At 61.6% G+C, this 21,924-nt stretch carries 12 protein-coding genes; 7 read left to right on the top strand and 5 right to left on the bottom strand.

Features of this window, described 5'->3' with window-relative positions:
• Positions 1–5 precede the first annotated feature (5 nt).
• The 7 genes from Q0071_RS06885 (at position 6) to Q0071_RS06855 (ending at position 14,482) form a co-directional block, all read left to right on the top strand.
• Positions 6–3,056, top strand: coding sequence for a helicase-related protein (locus Q0071_RS06885; protein ID WP_298166658.1), 3,051 nt, complete (start codon positions 6–8; stop codon positions 3,054–3,056).
• Positions 3,057–3,058: 2 nt separating this feature from the next.
• The gene (locus Q0071_RS06880; protein ID WP_298166656.1) at positions 3,059–4,939 is read left to right on the top strand and encodes a hypothetical protein; all 1,881 of its coding nucleotides are present in this window, start codon (positions 3,059–3,061) and stop codon (positions 4,937–4,939) included.
• Positions 4,940–5,017: 78 nt separating this feature from the next.
• A complete protein-coding gene (locus tag Q0071_RS06875) occupies positions 5,018–6,505 on the top strand; it encodes a DUF2779 domain-containing protein (protein WP_298166655.1) in 1,488 nt (495 codons plus the stop codon).
• Positions 6,506–6,580: 75 nt separating this feature from the next.
• Positions 6,581–9,433, top strand: coding sequence for an AAA family ATPase (locus Q0071_RS06870; RefSeq protein ID WP_298166653.1), 2,853 nt, complete (start codon positions 6,581–6,583; stop codon positions 9,431–9,433).
• 170 nt (positions 9,434–9,603) lie between these two features.
• Complete coding sequence (locus Q0071_RS06865; protein ID WP_298166651.1) at positions 9,604–10,737, top strand: restriction endonuclease; 1,134 nt, start codon at positions 9,604–9,606, stop codon at positions 10,735–10,737.
• Positions 10,738–10,755: 18 nt separating this feature from the next.
• Positions 10,756–14,154, top strand: a complete 3,399-nt coding sequence (locus tag Q0071_RS06860; RefSeq protein ID WP_298166649.1) for a TM0106 family RecB-like putative nuclease — start codon at positions 10,756–10,758, stop codon at positions 14,152–14,154.
• 121 nt (positions 14,155–14,275) lie between these two features.
• Positions 14,276–14,482 (top strand): hypothetical protein, encoded by a 207-nt coding sequence (locus Q0071_RS06855; protein ID WP_298166648.1) that lies wholly within the window; start codon positions 14,276–14,278, stop codon positions 14,480–14,482.
• A 3-nt stretch (positions 14,483–14,485) separates the two neighbouring features.
• Here the strand turns inward: Q0071_RS06855 and Q0071_RS06850 are convergent, their stop codons facing one another.
• From Q0071_RS06850 to Q0071_RS06830, 5 genes are read right to left on the bottom strand one after another with little or no spacing between them, the layout of a single operon-like run.
• Positions 14,486–17,188 (bottom strand): conjugal transfer protein TraG N-terminal domain-containing protein, encoded by a 2,703-nt coding sequence (locus tag Q0071_RS06850; protein WP_298166646.1) that lies wholly within the window; start codon positions 17,186–17,188, stop codon positions 14,486–14,488.
• 13 nt (positions 17,189–17,201) lie between these two features.
• Positions 17,202–18,638: a conjugal transfer protein TraH gene (locus tag Q0071_RS06845; RefSeq protein ID WP_298166645.1), complete on the bottom strand. Its 1,437-nt coding sequence runs from the start codon at positions 18,636–18,638 to the stop codon at positions 17,202–17,204.
• Positions 18,628–19,392, bottom strand: a complete 765-nt coding sequence (locus Q0071_RS06840; RefSeq protein WP_298166930.1) for a conjugal transfer protein TraF — start codon at positions 19,390–19,392, stop codon at positions 18,628–18,630. Before Q0071_RS06840 ends, Q0071_RS06845 begins: the two co-directional genes overlap by 11 nt.
• Positions 19,393–19,448: 56 nt before the next feature.
• Entirely contained in the window at positions 19,449–21,194 is a 1,746-nt protein-coding gene (locus Q0071_RS06835; protein ID WP_298166643.1) for a conjugal transfer protein TraN, read from the bottom strand.
• Entirely contained in the window at positions 21,191–21,913 is a 723-nt protein-coding gene (locus Q0071_RS06830) for a type-F conjugative transfer system pilin assembly protein TrbC (protein WP_366886177.1), read from the bottom strand. Before Q0071_RS06830 ends, Q0071_RS06835 begins: the two co-directional genes overlap by 4 nt.
• Positions 21,914–21,924: the final 11 nt, after the last annotated feature.

Here is a 21,924-nt window from a genome sequence, read left to right as displayed (position 1 = left end):
TCGGCGTGATCACAGCGAAGCCCCTATTGGAGAGAGCTGGACGCACCTTCATCGAGATCGAATTGCCTGCTGGCCGGCGAACGGTGCCGCTGATCGAGCTCGAGGAAGTGCCCGAGACTGCCGATGCTTTGACCGATTTTACAACCGGCAAGCTCTCCGGGCCCGACGACCTGCGGCGAGCGCTGACGCACATGCGCATGACCGGCAAGCTCGCTGACATCATCTACAGCATCGGCGCGACCAACACCGAATTCCATGCCTACCAGTTCAAGCCCGTCCTGAAACTTCTCAATTCGCCGTCCCGCGGCGTGCTGATCGCCGACGAGGTGGGCCTTGGTAAGACCATCGAGGCTGGCCTTATCTGGACCGAGCTGGTCGCAAGATTTGATAGCCGCAGGTTGCTTATCGTCTGCCCCAAGCCGCTCACGGAAAAGTGGCGAGAAGAGCTCCGCTCGAAATTCAATGTCGACGCCCGCATCTGCGATGCGGCTGACCTGTTGGACCGGATCAAGGACGACCAGGTCCGGCGTGAGGGTTTCGCTGCGATCGTCTCGATCTCGGCAATCCGGCCACCCAAAAACTGGAACAATCCCGATGAACCCGCCAAGGGGCCGCGAGCAGAGCTCGCACGCTACATGGCCGATGCTGAGGAAGAGCTGTTCGACCTCGCTGTGTTCGACGAGGCGCATCACCTCCGGAACACCGAGACGCTCAATCACAAACTCGGGCAGATGGTGAGCGAGGCGTCCGACTACTCCGTCTTTCTGTCGGCCACGCCGATCAATCTGCGGGCAAACGACCTTCGCGCGATCCTCAAGCTGATCGATCCGGAAACGTTCGAGCGCGAGTGGCTTTTCGACGTCTTGCAGGCCGAGAACGCTCCGATGATCGCAGCCTGGGAAGCGGCGCGCGATCCGCGAACATCGATGGGTGACCTCATCACATTGGTGGATGAGCTGCCGGAAGGCCAAGTGCTCAAGACTGGGGGCCGCCTCAAGCGCCTGCGCCATGAACTCGCGCAGGGAATGGAGGATACGCCGGCCAATCGGGTGGCAGTGGCAGCCCGCATCGAAGAAATGTCGCTGCTGGGCTCGCTTATCAACCGCACGCGCCGGCGTGATGTCGCGGAGTTTCGCGTGGAGCGCCGTCCCCAGGCGCCGCGCTGGGAAATGTCCGATACCGAGCGTGACTTCTACGATGCCGCGACGCAACGGATTGAGGAATATGCCTACACCCACGACATCAACGAGCGGTTTCTGCTCGCCCAAACCCAGCGCTTTCTGGCTTCGAGCTTGCCTTCAGCCTATCGCCATTGGGGCGAGCGCAGCGGCTCACTCGATCTCGATGAGGAAGAGGATGACCGCCCACCGGCGAAAGTTCCTGGCCCCCTGATCCAGGCGCTCGGCGAGATTTGCGACGATCCCGCCACCCTCAAGGGGCTTGAAGCCTCCGACACCAAATTTGCGCGATTGGTCGAATGGCTCGGCCGTGTCCGTGAGGCAGACGGTGATCAACGCATCATCGTCTTCTCCAGCTTCCGCCGGACAATCTCCTACCTCGCTCGTCGCCTCCAAGCCGCTGGTTTTGGCGTGATGGAACTGCACGGCGGGATCAAGGATGATCGCCAGGCCACGATCGCGCGCTTTGCCGATTCACCCGGCGGGACCATCCTGCTGACTTCCGAGGTCGGCGGTGAAGGCCTCGACCTTCAATTCTGCCGCATCCTTTTCAACTGGGATCTCCCCTGGAACCCGATGAAGGTCGAGCAGCGCATCGGTCGTATTGATCGTATCGGCCAGCGGTCCCCGTCGATCGAGATCATCAATCTGATCGCCGCCGATACAATCGAGGAGCAGGTGTACAATCGGCTCTACGAGCGCTTGGGCATCATTCGTGAAGCCCTTGGCGACTTCGAGCCGATCCTGGGCGACATCATCCGGGACATCGAACTGGTGCTCACCGATCCGGAGCTCAGCCCCGACCGGCGGGCTGCAGAGCTCGATCGTGCCACTCAGGCTGCCGAACAGCGTAAACGCGAGAGCGACGAACTTGAACGCGAAGCGCCCGGTCTCGTGGCCCATGGCGACAGCATCCTTCAGAAGATCAAGGATGCTCAAGCTCCCTACAAGCGCCTGACCGGCGATGATCTGCGGGACTATGTGTCGGCTGTCTTGACGCACAGCTATCCCGGCACACGGATTGAGCCGATCGCGAACCTCGACATCAACGCCTACGACATCCGCTTGTCACCGAGAGGCCAAGCCGACTTCGAACGCTACCGTTCGCAACACATCCGCCGCTATCCCACGCGCTTCAGCCGTGACGCTGCGAGCGGGGTAAAAGTCATATTCGGGAGCAATCCCGACCCCTTGCGCTATCGTGCACTAGAAGCAGTGCCGATGACCCACCCGTTGGCGAGGTTTTGCGCGCGGATCCTTGATGATCGACAGGCAGGGATGGCTCCGCGCCCGGCCACTGCGTTCCATATTCCAAAGCCTGCCGGATCGAAGTTCAAGGCGGGCTCCTATGCTGTAGCTGTCCAGCGCTGGTCGATTGACGGGCTCTTGCCGATTGATCGTTTGAGCTTTCTGGGCGTGAACCTGTCGACACAAAGCATTGTCGCCGAAGACGACGCAGAACGCCTGCTAATGGAGGCGCTCGCCGCCGCGCCGCGTTTGCATAGCCTCGATGCGGCCGAGCGCGATTCAGCCAGCGCGGTGATCTCGGATAGGCTTCTGCCGTCGCTCGAGGCCATGTGGGACGACTTTCAGCAGGCGACTGCCGCCGATCACTATGACCGCGTCGAGACGCAGCGCGCGCTGATTGTCGAACACAAAGAGCGCAGGCGCCGCGAAGCCGAGAGCAGGATTCGGGATCTGCGGCTGACTGGCGGCGATGGACGCATGCGCATTGCTCTTCTTGAGCAAGGCAAGCTCAACAAGTTCCTCGCACGAATGGACGTCAAATTGGACGAGATCGCCGAGCGAGAAAGGCGACTGACGTTCGAGGAGCCCATCCTCGCAGGCATTGCGCTCATAGTAGTTGGGGGGCGGTGAGCATGGGAAAGAAAGGTCAGTCATTCGGCTCATTTGCCGACGCGGCCGAGGCTTTCAAGAAGTTGAAAAGCACGCCCGGCTCTGCCCAGCACCGGCATCAAGCTCCTCCCGCAAAGCCTGACCTCTCGCATTCAAATGGATTTGCGGATGTTGGAGCGGCCATGGTGAAGAAAGCCGAAGAGCAGGCTGCGAGTGCGCCAATCAAGGCCAAGCGCCAGGAGTTTGAAGTTCAGCCGACCGGTCGCGGACGATCCAAGGTCGTTCCGGTCGAGACGGCGGCACCCCTCCCGCATCAAATCAAGGCCGGTTTGCTACCCAAGCGGCCCCTCGAAGAACGCAAGAAACCCGAACCTTCCCTGCTCATCGCCAAGCAGAGCCCGCCCGCCGCTTCGCCCCCGCCAAAGGTTGAGGCCATCAGTGGCAAGAAGGCAGCTATCGACAAGGCGCGACTGCCTCACCTGCCCAATCTCATCGTCGCCAAGCTAAAACCGGTCCCGCAGGCAGTCACAACGACGTCCGCTGTTCCGGTAGCCCCTCCACCTCCACCTCCACCTCCACCACCGCCAACGACCAAACAGCTCCTTGAGCGAATTCGGGTGTTGTTTGGTGAGGCGCCGCCTCCGATCGAAGCACGCCCGCAGCGCGCTCTCCCTTGGGTTCGTACGGGCGTCGAAGAGTGCATCGCGTTCGGTTCCGAAGTCATTCGGGCAAAGCCGGAGCCTGACCACTCAGGGTACATCATAGGCTGCGACTTCGGGACGAGTTCAATCAAGCTCGCCGTTCGCCAGCCTTACCGGGCGGGCAATCCGACCGCCGCACGGCCCGCACCGAATCTGCTGCAATCGAACCGGCATCCCTATTTGTGGCAGAGCGTGATCTGGTTTTCGCCCGACACCGAAGATTTCTCCCTGCTGCCCGGTAAAGGCAAGGTGGCGCTGGAAGGCTTCAAGGCAGGCATTCTGGCCGGTGGCGGCGGCAAGCGCATTCTGCCTGACTTAGCGGTTACCCGAAACGAAGCTGCCGCAGCTTTCCTTGCGCTTCAGCTGGCCCATTGCCTTGGCTGGTATGGGAAGACCTTGCCGTTGGGGGGAGACGCAGCCAGGAACTTCCTGGCTATCAACATCGGAATTCCAGTCGCAGCCCAGGACGACACCAAAACCTACCGGGATTTCAGGCACATTGTGAGCGCTGCGCGGACGTTGATGCCTCATGCGACCTGCCTCACCCACAGCAAGGTTCGAGAGTGCTATCAGGCCTCAACGCACGATCTGCCGGCGGGTTTTGACCTCGTGCCAGAGCTCACCGCAGCTATCTCCGGCTACGCCAATGAGCCGTTTGCAAGGGACGGCGCCCATATCCTCATCGACGTTGGGGCATCGACGCTTGATGTCGTAGCATTCAACCTCGTCAATCGAGAGCGTGTCGCGGCCTTCGCTGCTGAGGTGAACCTACTCGGCGCTGCAGCTCTTGAAGCCGCGCGAAGCGACGGCTTCCCGGATGATCTGTTTCGGCGGGCGTGCATCGAGCAATACGATCAGGTGTTCAATTATGCGCGGCATCCCCGCGTTGCTCCGCGCAATTTCGATGCCACCTTGCGCCGTAATCCTGTCCAGCTCATGGCAATCGGTGGCGGTTGCAAGACTGCGGTGCACAAGGAGCTTATTGCTCGGGTGCACCCCACACTCGGCGATCTAAAGCTCATGCATCCGAGCCCCCCGGCACAGATGACAAGCATCAAGTGCGATACCTCCCGACTGCTCCTGGCCTATGGCCTTACCTCGGATATTCCCGAGCAGCTCGAACTGCGCCGTCCGTCGGAGATACCGCTGATCAATGACCAGCAGAGCGCCCCAATCTCTTTCATCTCGAAGGATGACGTGTGACCCAAGGTGACAGATTTTGTCATCCCACGGTGTTAGAGAGGCTGTGCATTGGGGAATGAGGGGGCATGACGTAGTTCAATGAATTCTGGCAGCCGGCAGTTCGGCCTTTCCAAATCAAAGATCACTTCCTTCGAGCAGTGCCCGAAGCGCTTGTGGCTGCAGACGCACCGCGCTGAACTGGCAGAGCTTGATGCCGGTGCTGAGGCGCGCTTCGCTGCTGGTCATGAAGTCGGGGACACGGCCTGCGCGCTATGTACCGGCGGCATTATGATAGAGGCCGAGCCGGACCTTGCAGCTGCGCTTCAGCGCACCCAGGAGCTCACATCCGCATCGGCCCACGAGCCGCTGTTCGAGGCCACCTTTGTCCACGATGGCGTGCTCGTTCGGGTAGATATCATGGAACCCGATGGCCTTGGGGGCTGGCACGTTGCCGAAGTGAAGAGTTCGACGAGCCGCAAGGACTATCATGTCGCCGATCTGGCAACCCAGCTCTGGGTGCTGCGTGAGGCCGGCGTCCAAGTGAGTTCGGCCGCCATCCGGCATCTCAACAACCAGTTCTTCCTGACCGAGGAAGGAAACTACCATGGCGCATTCGTGGATACGCCATCTCTGGAGGATGCTAAGCCACTGGCACTCAAGCGCCCGAAGCTGGTCGCTGAAATGCGATCGGTACTTGCCTCGGAAGAGCCCGCTCGCGATCCTGGTAATCATTGCCATGATCCGTTCCCATGCGAATTTGTGGCCTATTGCTCGCGCGATCTGGAACCGGTGCGGTATCCGGTTTCCTCGCTGCCCCGAACGGGCCGGCAACTTGCCGCCAAGTGGGCCGAGCACGGCATTTTCGAGCTTGAGGATGTCCCACCTGGCAGTTTCACCAATGCCGTCCACGCGCGCATTCATGAAGCGACCTTGTCGGGCATCCCCTACCACGACGTGGATGGAGCGCGGCGGATCATCGGCGATTGGGCATATCCTCGGACCTACCTCGATTTCGAGACCATCGCCTTTGCCTTGCCTCGCTGGCTTGGAACCAAGCCTTGGGAGCAAGTCCCCTTTCAGTTTTCAGCGCACATCGAGGATCGCGCAGGGCAGATTACTCATCGGGAGTTCTTGAGCCTAGATGGCCAAGATCCTCGCCGCAGCTGCGCAGAGGCTCTCGTGGCCCAAATCCCCCAGGAAGGAAGGGTCATCGCGTACAACGCAGCCTTTGAGCGGACATGCATCCTCCGGCTGGCGGAGCGGTTTTCGGATCTGGCCGAGGATCTCAAGGCGATCGCGGCGCGCATCGTCGATTTGCTGCCGGTGACCCGAGAGCACTGGTACCACCGTGATCAGGGCGGCAGCTGGTCCATCAAGGCCGTTCTGCCGACCATCAGCAATAGCGGCGACTACGCCGCGCTGGATGTCGCGGATGGTTCCGCGGCGCAGCTTGCCTACCTCGAGGCAATTTCGCCGGTCACTACCGAGGCCCGGGTGGCTGAAATAGCGCAATCGCTCAGAACTTACTGTGCAAAAGACACATTCGCCATGGTCGAAGTGGTTCGCCACCTCACAGATACAAAATAGACTGCAACCCTTGGTCTCATCCATTCAAAGCGTTTTGAGAAAGCACTAATGCAAGAATCTGAATTTCGAAAGTGGATGGTGGATCAAGGTCATTCCTTGTCTACGCAAAACACCCAGGCGCAAGACGCGAAGCGTCTTGAGGCGCACTATGGCGATCTCGACGAAGCCTATGACGCCGATGGCCTCGAAGGCATCAAGGCCCAACTTTCCTATTCGAAGGCCGATGAGCGTGCCGGCCGGGAAAACCCGGCTCGCTTTCCGATTGATGGCAATCTCTATGCGAACCTCTCGCACTACCGCTCGACGCTGAATTACTACATCCAGTTCCGATCAGGGACTGCGGGAGAAGGGTTTGACAGTGTCGATGCCGAGAAGCGGATCGCACTTTTTGACGATTCCAGAACGGTTCACTGGCCTATTCGCCAAACCAACCGGCAGTCGGGGGTCAAAGCTTTCCGGATCATGGGCGCCTCGAACAAGACCGAAGATGCCATTGAAACCGACGATGTCCTGGCGGTGGCTCGGGCGCTGTTCAAGGAGCAGCGTCTGGTACGGGTGCTGCGGTCCAACAACGGCCGGCGGCCCTATCTGGGATACGGCAAACAGAAGCTGACTTCCTATGAGATCGCCCCTGAGATCGCCAAGGCTCTCGGAATTCCTGCAAAAGGGTCGATCCACGGTGACGAGCTGATCCTTGATGCCGCCGTGCTTGCGGACCTCAAGGCTCGCTTCCTGAGGACCTATCCCGATTTTGAACCGGAAGGATTTGCCGGCTCGACCTCGCAGGTCTTCAGCGATGTCATCAACTACAAGCGCGAGGCCGTCGCCAAGGTTGCGGCGCTCATGCAATCCGAGCCACCGCTGGCACCCGAGGCGCTGGGCGGCGCCTTGTTCGACATCCTGACGGGCATCGATCTTCCCGGTTGGCGGACCAACAACCGTCTGGCTGCCATTCGCCAGCAGCATCCGAATGTTCTTGAACAGGCAGCGGCCCACCTGGCCCGCTCGAGCGATGACCCGCCGGAGGCGGCCAAGCAAATGGTCGATGCGATCTGGCCCGTCCTCCTGGAGGGACAGGAGAAGAGCAAGCCCTACTCGGAAAGCCGCAATATCCCGTCGATGTTCTTGGCTCTGGTTCGACCGGGCGAGGCTTTGGGCATCAACACCGACCCGCTCTCGAAGGCCTACAAGGCTTTGGTTCACAAGCCGCTGTTTGGCTGGAGCCCGCTCTCAGCCGAAGAATACGCCGAAGTGCTCCGCTTCGGGCACAAGCTTTACGAGGAAATGGTCGGATGGGGATGGCAGCCCAGAGACCTGTGGGACGTCCAGAGCTTCCTCTGGGTCGTGAGCCAGGAAGACCAACCTGCCGATTCAACACAAGCAATTTCAGAAATGAGACCCTCCATGCCGACTGCAACCAACCTGATCCTCTACGGGCCTCCGGGAACGGGAAAGACCTATGCAACGGCGGCCGAGACCGTCGAAATTTGTAATGGCCCAGGATCGACGAAGCTTGGCCGCAAGGAGCTGATGGACGTCTATCAGTCCCTACATCGCAAGGGGCGCATTGGCTTTGTCACGTTCCACCAGTCCTTCTCGTACGAAGAGTTCGTCGAGGGGCTGAGGCCCGTCACGGGCGAGGAGAGCGACGATGGCCCGGCCAGTGGAGGGTTCAGCCTGAAGCCGCACGATGGCATCTTCAAGCAGATTGCCAACCTTGCTTCCGAAAACCGTGGCCATGCGGTCGACGCTGGGAAGCCGCTGCTCGATCGTAGCCAGAAGATTTTCAAGATGTCGCTCGGACGAAGCTGGTCGGCTGAAGATGACGCGATCTTCCAGGATGCAATCCGCGATGGGTACATTGTCCTAGGATATGGCGGCGACGTCGATTGGTCAGATCCGCGCTTCGACAAGTGGGAGGCGATCAAGGAACGGTGGCGCGAGGATCACCCCGAGGCGACCGGCAATGACCCCAACATGTCCCAAATGTACGCCTTCAGAATCAACATGGAAGTCGGCTCGCTGGTCGTCGTGTCTGACGGCAACCGGAAGTTCCGAGCGATTGGCGAGGTCACCGGGGGCTATCGTTTCGTGCCCGGTCCCAACGGTGAGTACAATCATCGCCGCTCGGTCAAATGGCTGTGGCACTCTGATGAAAGCCTCCCGCGCGAACGCATCTACGGGAAGACCTTCAGCCAGGTTTCCGTCTATCAGCTGAACAATCGCTACATCGACTGGGACGCGCTGGAGCAGATCGTCACTTCGGGTGGGGATGCGGTCGCCACTACGGGCGTACCCGAGCCCTACGTGCTCATCATCGACGAGATCAACCGCGCGAATATTTCCAAGGTTTTCGGCGAACTCATCACCTTGCTGGAACCGGACAAGCGGATCGGGGAAGAGAACGAGCTTCGCGTGAAATTGCCCTACTCGGGTGAGATTTTCGGAGTTCCGTCGAACCTCCACATTATCGGCACGATGAATACGGCGGATCGCTCCATCGCCTTGCTGGACACCGCTCTGCGCCGGCGCTTCACATTCCGCGAGCTCATGCCCGACACCGAGGCGCTGCCTGAGGATGTCGATGGCATTGCGCTCAGAAATCTCCTTGCCTCTCTAAACGAGCGCATCGAGTACCTGTTCGACCGCGAACACCAGATCGGGCACGCCTATTTCATGGGGTGTGCGACCCGGTCGGACGTCGATGAGTGCATGCGGCACAAGGTTATCCCGCTCCTCGCCGAGTATTTCTATGAGGACTGGTCCAAAGTCGCTGCCGTGCTTGGCGACACGACCGGTGAGCGTTTCTTGGAACGGCGGGAGTTGAAGGCCCCCAACGGCCTCGACTCCGATGGCGATGCTCCAGCTCGTTGGCGCTGGCAGGTCCGGCAGCAGTTTGCAGATGATGCCTACAAGGGCTTTGCGTGATCCGGCGATCACTCCTCGAATGGCAATCGCTCGCTTATGGCGAGGGTGAGGAATGCATCCCCGCATGGGCAGCAGACAGGCTCGTCGCCATTGCGCGCCGCTCCCCCCTAGCCGGCAAGAATGGAAAGGGAATCCTGGAGCATGGCCGGCATGCTCTTGGAGCTCGTCAGGTGGTGGGCGTAATTGTCGCTGATGGGTGTGCGCTGGAAATCCTGCCCAAGATCGATGCCAAACCTTCAGAGAGCGATTCCGACAATCGCGGCTACTTGCGGGATCGCCTGGTGCATATGCTGGCCGTCGCGCTCGATCTGGAGATCGACAGCGGCACCTTGACGGCGCTTGGGTCTCAGCGCGACACCTTGCTCGAAGTCCTGATCGGGCTGTTTTCCCGAAAGCTCGCCGACGCCCTGCGGCAGGGCATGCCTCGTCGCTACATGGCCTGCGAGGATGAATTGCCCGCACTTCGCGGGCGACTTGATGTGGTGCGGCAGTTTACGCGTCTCGCCGCTTCGCCGCAGCGTCTCGCCTGCCGTTTTGACGAACTGTCGCCTGACACCCCGCTCAATCAGATCATGAAGGCAGCTGTTTCCCGGCTGCTGCGCGTTTCGAACAATGCGGACAACCAGCGCAGGCTGGCCGAGCTGGGCTTCGCCTATGCCGACATTGCCGATGTTCCGGTAAGCGGATTGCGCTGGGACGACGTGCATCTCGATCGCACCAACGCGCGTTGGAAGGAGCTGATCACGCTAGCCCGGCTTCTCCTCGGCGACCGGTTCCAGACGAGTTCGATGGGCCGGCAGGATGGCTTCTCGCTTCTGTTCGAAATGAACACGCTGTTCGAGGAGTATGTGGGCCGCCTGCTCAAGCGCGCGCTCTCGGGCACAGGATTTAGCGTCAGCCTTCAAGGCGGACGTCTCTTTTGCCTCGAGAATGAGACCGATGGCCGCCAGGTGTTTCAGACCAGGCCCGATATTCTGGTTAAGCGTGGCAATGAGGTCGTGCAGATCATCGATACCAAGTGGAAGCGGATTTCCTCCCGGATCGACGATCCCAAGCAGGGGGTCTCTCAGGCCGACGTCTATCAGATGATGGCCTATGGGCAGATCTACCACTGCAACAGCCTCAGCCTGCTCTATCCGCATCACTTCGCGCTGGCTGACAGCCCTGGCACTTTGGCGTCACACCGGATCGGCGCAGATCAAGCCCGGCTCCACACGATGAGCGTCGAACTCGGCTCACGGCAAGCCGTCATCCAACAATTGCGGCAGCTCACGCTCGAGCTTGCCGAAACTGAAGCGTGCTGAGTTTTCGGGGGCATTATCGTGCAAATTCAAAATGGAACGCCGCGCCTCAGCGCTACCGATCTGGTGGGATATCTGAACTGCCGGCATTTGACCCAATTGGAGCATGCGGCAGCGCGCGGTGAACTTTCGCGCCCGAAATTCTTCGATCCAGCGCTCGAGGCGCTCTGGGAGCGTGGCAAGCAGCACGAGCTGGCCTATGTGGACCATTTGCGCGCCCAAGGCCTTTCATGCGTCGTGATTGAAGGTGTGGACGTCAGCGACGACGCCGTCGCCCAGACCATCGCCGCAATGCGTGCGGGCATAGACGTGATCGTCCAGGGCGCACTTCGAGGCGGATCCTGGGCTGGCCGCGCCGACATCCTGCAGCGCGTCGAGGCCCCAAGCGACCTCGGCAACTGGTCCTACGAAGCCGCCGACACCAAGCTCGCGCGGGAAACGAAAGGCGGCACAGTCCTTCAGCTGTGCCTTTACTCCGAGCTCATCGGGGAAGTGCAAGGCACAATGCCGGTCTTCGCCAGCGTCATCCCGCCCTGGACCGACTTTGAACCGGAGCGGTATCGGCTCGCCGATTTCGCCGCCTACCATCGTCAGGTGAAGCAAGGATTGCTCGGAGCGATCGGAAGCGAGCAGTCTGGTCAGACTTACCCGGAGCCGACTTCAAACTGCGACATCTGCAATTGGAGCGCGCGCTGCGACAAGCAGCGCCGGGATGACGATCACCTGTGCCTCGTCGCGGGCATCTCCTCGATGCAGATTGCCGAGCTCAAGGATCACGGCGTCACCACGGCAACGGCGCTGGCAGAACTGCCGCTGCCCCTGCAATGGAAACCGGAGCGCGGCTCGAAAGAATCCCTGACCCGCGTTCGCGAGCAGGCCAGGATCCAGCACGAATCCAGAGCCAGTGGCGAACTGCGCTATGAACTTCTGGCGCCGGTGGCAGGTTTCGGTCTCAACTGCCTGCCCGAGCCTTGCGAGGGCGATATCTTTCTCGACTTCGAGGGAGATTCCTTCGTGGGCCAGCATGGGCTGGAATATCTCCTAGGCTTCCACTTCCGCGAGCAGGGCGAGCCACAATACCGCGGGCTCTGGGCGCTAGACCGCGCTGGTGAGAAGGCGGCCTTTGAGACATTCATCGATTTCGTGCTCGAGCGGAGGAAGGTCTACCCGCAGCTCCACGTCTACCACTATGGCGGGTACGAACCGGGCGCGCTGAAGCGGCTGATGGGGCGATATGGCACGCGCGAAGACGATCTGGATTCGCTGCTGCGTGGTCTCGTGTTCGTCGATTTGCTGAGCGTGGTCCGCCATTCGCTGCGTGCGGGCGTCGAGAGCTATTCCATCAAGAAGCTCGAGCCGCTTTACGGCTATGTTCGTGACGCCAGCCCGCCCGATGCCAACCTGGCGCTTAACCGGCTGCAGGTGAGCCTTGAACTAAACGACGCGGCGGGGATTCTGCCGGAGGATAAGCAGACCGTCGAAGTCTACAACCGCGACGACTGTGTCTCGACCGAGGCTCTGCGCGATTGGCTGGAAGCCGAACGCACCAAGCTCCTTGCTCGAGGCATCGAGGTAACCAGACCGGAACCAGGTGAGAGCGGACCCAGCGAAGGCCTTTCCGAATGGCTCGAGCGGATCACGCCGCTGATTGAGCAGCTGACTGCCGACGTGCCTGTCGATCCGGAAGAGCGCACCGCCGAGCAGCATGCGCGCTGGCTCCTGGCCAATCTTCTCGAATGGCATCGCCGCGAGGAAAAGGCGACCTGGTGGGAATACTTCCGCCTCAGCGACCTCTCCGCAGACGAACTCATCGACGAGCGCGCTGGCCTCGCAGGTCTCACCTTCTTGGAAACGGTCGGCGGTACAGCCAAATGCCCGATCGATCGCTATAGCTTCCCGGTGCAGGAAGCCGATATCCGCGCAGGCAAAGGGCTGAGAGCGCAGGGCGGCCTGACGCTGGGCACCGTTGAGGACATCTCAAGGGAACAGCGCACCATCGACATCAAGAAGGCCTCAGCGATGGCGGACGAACATCCTGTCGCCGTCTTCGTGCATGAGCATGTGCCGTCCAAACCGATGCAGGAAGCGCTGGTCAGACTGGCAACTCATGTCTGCGAGCATGGCATGGACGAGGGAGAAACCTACCAGGCGGCGCGCGACATGCTGATGCGCGTGGCGCCGCGCATTGCAGACGGCAGCGCCGTGCGGCGCGCCGGTGAAAAGCCCCTTGATGCGGGCGTGCGCATCGGCCCGCTTATCTCAGCAGGCGTGCTGCCGATCCAGGGGCCTCCTGGCACCGGCAAGACCCACACGGGTGGGCACATGATTTGCGAGCTCGTCCGGCAAGGCAAGAAGGTGGGGATCGTGGCCAATGGTCACGAAGTGATCCGCAACCTCTTGAACAAGATCATTGAGGTCGCCGAGGAGGCCAACACCGCCCTGATCTGCATCCAAAAGCCGAAAGGCGGGTCCAAGGAAGAAGGAACCGACCGGCTGCGGTTCGCGAAGAAGAACAATGCGGAGGTCTTCGCCGCGCTCAACGCGGATTGCAGCGTTGCAGGCGGCACAGCATGGCTGTGGTCGACCGAGGATGCCTTTGAAAGTCTCGACGTTCTCTTTGTCGACGAGGCGGCACAAATGTCGCTGGCGAATGTGCTGGCCGTTTCGCAGGCGGCAAAAACGCTGGTTCTGCTCGGAGACCCGCAGCAGCTCGACCAACCCATGCAAGGCAGTCACCCGGATGGCACCGGCTGCTCTGCGCTCGACCATCTGCTTTCGGGCAAGCAAACCATCGCACCCGACGAAGGCCTGTTTCTCGACGTCACCTGGCGGCTGCATCCGGATATCTGTGCGTTCACATCCGAGCTCTTTTACGAGGGCAAGCTCGACGCGAAGGCCGAAGCGGCCGGGCAGCGGGTAAACGCCAAGGGCATCGCCAATGGCACGGGTCTGAGGTTCCTGCCCGTCGAGCATTCCGGCAATCAGAATTGCTCATCCGAAGAGGCTGACGTTATCGCCGAACTGGTCTCCGACATATTGGCACAGGGTGCGACCTGGATCGATCGCGAAGGGAACGAAAAGCCGCTCGGAATCGCGGACATACTGATCATCGCCCCGTACAATGCCCAGGTGTTCGAGATCCAACGCCGGCTCCCCCAAGCGCGGGTCGGGACGGTCGACAAGTTCCAAGGCCAGGAGGCACCAATCTCGATCTATTCGCTGGCCAGCTCCTCGCATGCCGACGCGCCGCGCGGCATGGAATTTCTGTATAGCCTGAACCGGCTGAACGTTGCGACTTCACGTGCAAAATGCGTCACGATCCTTGTCGGCTCTCCGCAAGTTTTCGAGGCCGAATGCCGCACGCCTCGTCAGATGCAACTCGCGAATGCCTTCTGTCGGTATCTTGAACTCAGTTCATGAAAATGCCGCCGAACATCCGCTTGGCACCCATGATTTTGTGTGCCAGAAACGCTGCATTAAGCCCCGAATTCTGGGATAATGCAGCGATTTTGGAGCAGCCTGCCTGCTGAATAGGTGCCCTATGTTGAAGTCATCTGATGACGCGGTTGCGACCGGGGACTGGAAGGGTCTCAAAGAGATCGACCGGGCCATCGCGGAAAATCGCCTAACTGCGTATACGTGGCAGAAGACCTGGGCCGATCCTTGGGGCCGGGCCAAGATGATCACGGTTTTTGCTCTGCTGGCTGCGTTCTTGATTTACCTCGTCGTTGATGAGCTCATCCTCTAAAATCTACCACTCCTTCACCTCGTCTGCGGCCTCTTCTGAAGCGCCCTTGGCCGCTCGAGTGGTAGCGTCAAGATTGCTCCTGGATTGACCGATCCGGCCTCGGCCTCGCGCCTGCGCCGCCCGGACTTCTTCGCTGATCCCCGAGGTGTCAGGAGCCGCACCAGGATTGCCTGATCCACCGCCGCCACTGGGTCCATGCGCGCGGACGCTACTTTGGCTTGTAACGGCAGGGCGGCTGACCGGCGCGAACTCAGGCAGCGTCAATTGCCCCTCAATGTCATCATGCAGCCGGTCGGCATAGGTATCCACGAACCGCGCCTGGAGCTGCTGGCCCTGTGCGCTCATCTGGAAATTGATGTCGTCGAAGCGGACTGGGCCGTAATAGTCGCGGTTCGCTTCAAGCTCCGCCATGCCCCATTCCCGATAGGCCTGGCTGAGATTGAGCGAACCGGCAGCATTCGCACCTTCGTACCAAGAGGCCTGGTTTTCGAGCCGGCTCGCCAATTCTTCGGCGCGACGTGCTTCGACAGAGTAGGTCTGTGCTTCGGTCAATGAGCGGCTGAGACCCGCAGCGCTGGTCGAGACCTGCGAACTCGAACTCGAGTTCGTTTGGCGGAGGAAGCCTTCACGCGTGTTCGACCAGTTCCGCGTGTCTGAAAGCTGCTGCAACGTCCCTGTAATTCGGTTGCGATCCTCAGACGCAATGCCGACGTCGCTGTCGGTCCAAGACTTGTTTCGCCCGCCACTGGCTTTCGCGCCAAGCTCAACTGGCCCCAGACTGCCTCCGACGCCAGCGCTGGCCTGGCCATTGAGGAACCACGACACGGTGATGTCGTCGGCGGCCCGGCGCGACAGGCCGAACTGGCGCTGCAGGGTGGTGGAGGCGTTGTCGACCTCGCTGAAGGCTGTGCCGATGCTGTCGTTGCTGCCGGTGCCGCTGACCGTTTCCGAAGAACGCCCCTGACTGTAGGCATTCCGGATCTCGTTGAACCGGGTGACGGCTGAGCTGGTCGATTGCTGGGCAAGATTCGAATAGGTCTCGCTTTGGCCCCGGCTCTGGCTCGCCATGGTCGAGAGTCTGCTCGTGAAATCCTGCCCCAATGTGGGTGTAAACGGGTACTGCGAGTTCGGCACGGTCGCGAATTCCGCCTCACCGAAGCTTGTCGTCTGGGTGCCCACATCGCTGAACCCGCGCGTCTGCGGGGCGCCGTAGGAGATGCTCGGATTGAGCGCCCCTTGAGCAAACTGGCGTGAGAAGACCGTCGAATTGTCGAGATTGCTGTTACCGAGCGAGACATTGCCGGTGCTCGCCTCGCGCGCCGCTTCCTCGGCCGCATTCTGCGATGGGTTGAGGTAGGAGGTCGCTTGCCCAGAAATGGCCAGCGCGCCCTTGGCGACGCCGCCTGCCAGGAACGGAACCGACGCGACGAGATAACCGGCCAGAAGCCCAATATCGCGGTTCACGTCGGTCATGCCCGCGAAGGTCGCGAGCGAGAGCCCGGTGCCGCCGCCGGCCGCCGCAACATCGCTCGCCCCCTTGAACATCAGGATCATGTGCAGGATCACAAAGAGCGGGCCCCATGCCGCGAGGTAGAAGAACCCGATGACGTAGCCGCGCAGCGCCACCGGCCCGGTCTTGGGCATCAGGAACAGCGGGAAGATGACCGGGAACATCGCGTAGAAGACGACCGTCAGCACGACATTGAGGATCGGCACCCACTTCATCGCGTTCTCCGCGATCGAGGCGTAGGTCCGCTCAGTCTGAATGTCGGCGCGGGTCTGGGCGAAGACGTCGATGCTCGAGGTGCCGCTCGCGCCCGCGAACCCGTGCATGGCCTGGTTCATCGCGTTGATCGTCAGAACCTGCCGGAAGATGTCGCTCGCATTCTTCGAGACCCCCGAGAGATACTGGTAGGCGACCGGCAGATCCGCGAGCAGCTTGGTCTTGGCGAGTGCGGCGCTCTGGCGCGGATAGAGCTGCCGTCCGGCGCTGAGCGCCATGGAATCGATCAGCCCCGCCCATTGGTTCGAGAGCGCGGAGTAGGCATCACGGCAAGTAACGATCGAGGCAGTCACGCTGTCATCGGCTTGGCGGGTCACAAACTTCTGGGCGCGCGCCGCACTGCCGGGCGCGATCGTGGTCCAGACGTTATCACTCTCAGCCAACTGTTTCATCGAATAGCGGCCAAGCAGCAGGTCGTAGAAAACGCATTGCCGGACATGCTCGTCGAGATTGGCGGCAAACTCGGGATCGGAAATCCGCAGCGCGCGCGTCGCTTCCAGCAGCCGCGCGCCATAAATCATGCCGTTCTTTGAGTAGTTGAGATCATCGGGCAGACCAAAGACGAGCTCGGCTGAGCGCGTGAGATAATCGCCGACCTGGCTTGTGAAGCTCGCCATGAGCGCGAGCCCCAATGGCACGTTGGCGACGTTCGCCGGAGCCAGGCTCGGGTTGACCCGGTCGGTCACATGGACGTCCATGCGCGGCACCATCAGGCACATGTAGATGAGCGTCGCGCCTAGGAACCAGTTGAGCCAGGCCCGCCAGTCCTGGTTGAAGGCAAGAACAATGACGGCAAGCGCCAGACCCATCACCATGGTGACCTGAATCAGGCTCTTGTAGCCCCCCGCGCCCGTCCAACTGGCGACGGCATTGAGGACATTGACGATGTACTCGCCGCCGCCGACCGTGAAGATCTCGACCATGACTTGTCTCGCCTTAAGGGACGATGGAACGGGACTGGAGCGCGCGTGACCAGTCGAGCGATGCGGCCATTGATGGGGACATCGAGGCAGCCAGCATGTTCTCGATCATCGCCGTTTTCTCGATGATCTGCATGATGGCTGAGACCTTGGCCTGTCCCGTCGCCTGACGCTGCGCGAGGCTCGAGCGGACGTCAGCGACCTGCGAACGCCAGATCGCGAGCTTGGCCTCGTCGGCGGCGATGAAACTCGCCATCGAGCGGCCAGCCTCGGACACGATCCGGTCGAGCACCGCGTAGAGCAGGTCGATGCTGGTGATTTCCGCAAGCGTGTCGCGATCATCGGTCGCCATGCCCCGGCCATAGGCAGCCTGGACTGTCAGGATCTTGTAGAGCGGCACCGAGGCAACCTGGAGCAGCTCCTTCTCGGCATCGCCTATCGCAGTGTCTGAGCGGATCGCGGTCACCATGCTGCCGATCAGCGCAGCCACCCGCGGCCGGATTGCCTTAGCGGAGCTGAGGCTCATATCCCGGAACGTCGGATTGAGGCACTGGTCCGGCTCGTCGCAGGAAAAGACCCGGACGGTCTGGCCTTGCGTCCCATCGAGCAGCGCGGTCACCAGGGTCGAGGATGCATCGCCAGCAAACGGCACGAACTTGCCCGGCTCATCGTCCTTGGGCGGAACGTAGATGACCGTGCCGATCAGCGTCATCGCGTATTCAGCGAGCTCGCGGTCGAAGGATCCATTCGGCGTGAAGAAGGCGGACTTCTTGAGGACATGCCAGGTGTAGTTGCGCGCCACGGCCGGGTTCACGTCGGCATAGTTCGCGCCTGCCCCGGAGTTGGTCGAGCTTCGCTGCCCGCGTGTGCCGCAGCCGTGCTTGGCCGCCGCATAGTCGGTGAAGATGCCCTCGCTGTTGCCGATTGCCTCGCAGATCGCCTTGTCGGCCAGATCGCCCTTGGGCCAGATCCCGCCGACCAGCCCTTGCGCCATCTCGCAGGAGTTGATCGACAGGTTGTTCATGAGCTGCGCCTTCTGCGCGAACTCCTGCATGATCTTCGAACATTCCGGGCAGACCGTGTCGATCGCCAGGCTGAAGGCAAAGCCCACGGCATTGTTCGCGACGGCTTTGAGCAGCGCGACCATCTCGCTCGCGTTGATGAAGCTGAAGCTTCCGGCGAAGATGTCGATCCCGCCGCAGCCGGCCCGCGCCTTGGGCAGCTGGAGATTGGCAATGTTGGTCGTCTTTTGCGGGAAGCGAGTCCACACATTGCCGAGGCTGTAGTAGCCTGCCGACTGGCCCTGGAAGGCGCTCGGCCCGGTAACATTCGCCGCGCCTCCCATGTCGTTCATGAAGCGGTCCATGCTGTCGCCGACATTGGCGTGGAGCGGGGTCGCAACGAGGCTCGTGGCGGCAAGCGCAAGCGCCGCTGTGCGCAGCTTAGAAATCATGACCGGCTTCCTTTGAGGTCAGGAGAAAGATGCGATCCTGCAGCTCGTCGGCCGACAGGACCCCGTAGCCGATCGGGATCGCGCGCCCCGCTTCGCTGTCCCATAGGACCAGCGCCGGGGTGATCTTGGGTTCCAAACCCATGCGCGGGCGCTGCCCGTTCTCGACGGTGTATTGCGGAAAATGGCGCGAGGGACCGCCGTCGGTCGAAATAGCCCGGACGGTCAGGTGCCAGCGGTCGGCGACCGCCTTGACGATCGGGCTCATGACTTCGCAGGCGCCGCAGGTCTGGGCGAAGAAATAGAACAGCCCGTAGCGATCACTGAGGTGCGCCATGATGGTATCACGCTCGGCGGCCCGTGCGTCCTGCCATTGCCGCTTGGCCAGTGTGCCAACCGGGCGCTCGAGCGTGTAGTCGAGCTCGGGCTGCTGCCAGATCGCGCGCTGCCAGATGTCGGAAAACAGAGAGGCCCGATCGAGCTGCTCGCGCTGGAAGCGGATATAGGCGGTCACGTTCTGAGGCGTCGGCTCGATGATTGCCCGGGCCTTCAGTTCGCGCAGCTCGGCCGTGACGGCTTCCAGCTGGGCCGTTGCCGACTGCATCTGGGGCGCCGATCCCTGCTCAGGCGGTTCAGCCGGCTTGGGCCGTACGCAGTAGAACCAGTAACCCAGGCGCCGCTCACCGCAGTAGAAGGCATCAGCCTCGTCGCCAGTCACGGCCTGCTGCGGCCCATTGTTCTGGGCGAAGAGCGGCATTGTCGGGACGAGCAGCGCAGCCATGAGGGCGCCGGTCACAAAGGTACGAAGCGCGCTCACTGGCTGCTCCCTTCATAGCGGTCGCGGATTTTTTGCTGGATCAGTTCGGAGGTCTGCAGCTCGTCGGGGAGGCGCGCAGCGTCGGTGAACTCCGCATAGACCTCTGAGAAATCCATGCGGGAGAGGTCAAGGCGGGCGAACTCGTCGAGCGTGAAGCCCAGGCACTGCTCCGACTTGGGTTTGGCCCAGGGCTTGGGCAGCTGCGCGCGGCCCTGCTCCTGCAGGATGCGGGTCAGCTTGGATTCAAAGCAGCAGTAGACCTTTTTCTTGGTCAGGCAGATGCCGAGGAAGCTCGAGGAGCAATAGGTCCCGACATAGGCGCAAAGGCCCTGCGCATCGCGCTGGTGGAGCAGGATTTCCTCCCGGCTACAGCCCAGCATGACCAGAAACTGGATGCCGGGGATGAGTGGGAAGCCCTTGCCCTTGCAGCAGTTGAGCACGCCAAAGACCTTGGACGAACACGTCTCTCGCTTGCCCTTGAACAGGGTCATGGTCCCAGGATCGAATTCGCGCCGCGCCTGGTCCATCGCGCTCAAGGCGACGACCGCGTCCTTGAATTCATCGTTGGCTTCGCGCTGGATGGTCTCGCACGAGCCGTCGATGCAGTAGACATCGCCGTCGCAGACATATTGCTGGCCCGACGTCTCACTCGGCGGCACCGGGCACTCGTAGACACGCTCGGCGGTCGAACAGGGAGTGTCACCCGTCAGACAATCCTCGCGCACGAAATGGCAGCTGCCGTTGGCCTCGAGCTCGCTGCAATCATTGCCGGCGATCCTGGCCGAACAGGTGTAATTGCGCTGCCAGGCCCAGCAGGGCTGGATCACCGACACGCCGTCGACGATCCGGGTGACGGGATCGCTGTCGGCGCAGACCTCGCTGTCCAGCGAGCAATTGGCATCAGTTGCAAGGCTGGAGCACTGGCTCTCGTTGCGCTGGGTCGTCACCACGGTTTCGGTGGTCGTGGTGTAAGGCGTGGCGCCCTCGACCGGTGCGGTGCAGCTCACGAGGTCGACATGCAGGTCGCCGTAATTGCAGCCCCAGTAGATCCCGAAATAGGGATCGCACAGGTTGATCGGCCAAGACTGCGTTACCGTGCACTGCGGCGCCGGATAATTCTTGCAGGCGTATATGCTGGCGGGATCGACCCCGCTGCCGCCAACGCAATAATAGCCATAGATGTCGCGCGGGGCAGCACTGGCCTTGAGCGTGATTGAACAGGATGCGGACTTCTGCTCAGCCGTATAGCCGGTGTTGCAGGTCGCCATGTACGTGCCGACCGAGCCAGTGCCGGGTGGCAAGGGCACGCAATTGCCCTTCGAGCCGGAGACCGACATGCCGCTGGTGTAGTCGAGCGGGATCTTGCTGATCTCACCCGAGCGCGCGAGGATGCTCTTGATCTCCTGGGGTGAGAAGCGCGCCCGATTGTTCATCGAATCCTCGATGGTGCGGACGGCAGTGTTGCTGGTGGCTGCACTGCGCGCCGCGCCCTCGATCCGGTCCGGATGGGCGGCCAGATCTTCCAGACTCTGCATCGCGGCAGGGTTGAAACCAGGCACGCGCGCAGCGTCGGGCGCAGTGGTCGCTGCACTCTTCACCTGGTCGATCACGGTATTGCCGAAGGCCTTGCCGTCAGCCTTTGCATCAGCAGCCGTCTGTCCTGATCGGGACTGGGCCGCGACGGACTGAGCGGCGCCCGCGCACAGGAGACCGGCGCAGAGCAGCGTCAGGATCGTTCTCATCGATCCACTCCTGCTTCGAGGCGGGCAAGATGGAGGCGCGCCAGCGCCGCGCCGGGGCCGCCACCGTCTTTGAAGGTTTGGAGGACCTGTCCGACCGTCACATTGCCGGTCAGCCGGTCGTGAGGCGGGAGGACGTCCTGGCAATCGAACCCATCGCAAGGTGAAAAATCGCTCCCCACCATGACAAAGCTAGGCGCTGCCTCGATGCGAAAGGCGCGGAACAAGCGCGGGTCGATCCCGAGCGCCTGCGGGGCATCTTCGCCTTGCCAGATATCGGTCAGGAGCGCCTTGAACCGCTTGGAATCGCCCGATGGGAAGCCCCGCAGCACGGTCACTCCGCCGGCGCGGCCCATGTCGCGCACCAAAGCCTTCAAGGCCTCGGGCGGCATCGACAGACTGGCAAAGGCGATGAAGCGCGGGCTTTCGCCAAGCTGCGCCTTCTCTGCCTCAGCACGCTCGCGAACCATCGCATCGAAATCGAAGACATCCGCGCTCTTTGTCGTGGATGGCAGACTTTCCGCGTAGCGCGCGCCAGCAGCCTGCGCCTTATCCTGGGTCTGGAGTGCATCATCGTGCACCGCTTCGGCCCGTTTGCGGACCGCCGCCGCCAGGGCGGCTGCGTCCTCGGCGTGCTCCGCCGAGCGGGCGCGAATGGCGTCGACATCTATGCCGTCGGGGGCACTCTGGGCGAGCGCGAGTCCCGCGAGGGGAAGCGCCAAGCCCAGGGGGA

The sequence above is a fragment of the Novosphingobium sp. genome, from assembly GCF_027486195.1.
Classification (GTDB): Bacteria; Pseudomonadota; Alphaproteobacteria; order Sphingomonadales; family Sphingomonadaceae; genus Novosphingobium.
The sequence above is the reverse complement of the archived record's forward strand: the minus strand, read 5'-3'. Positions and strand labels throughout refer to the sequence as shown.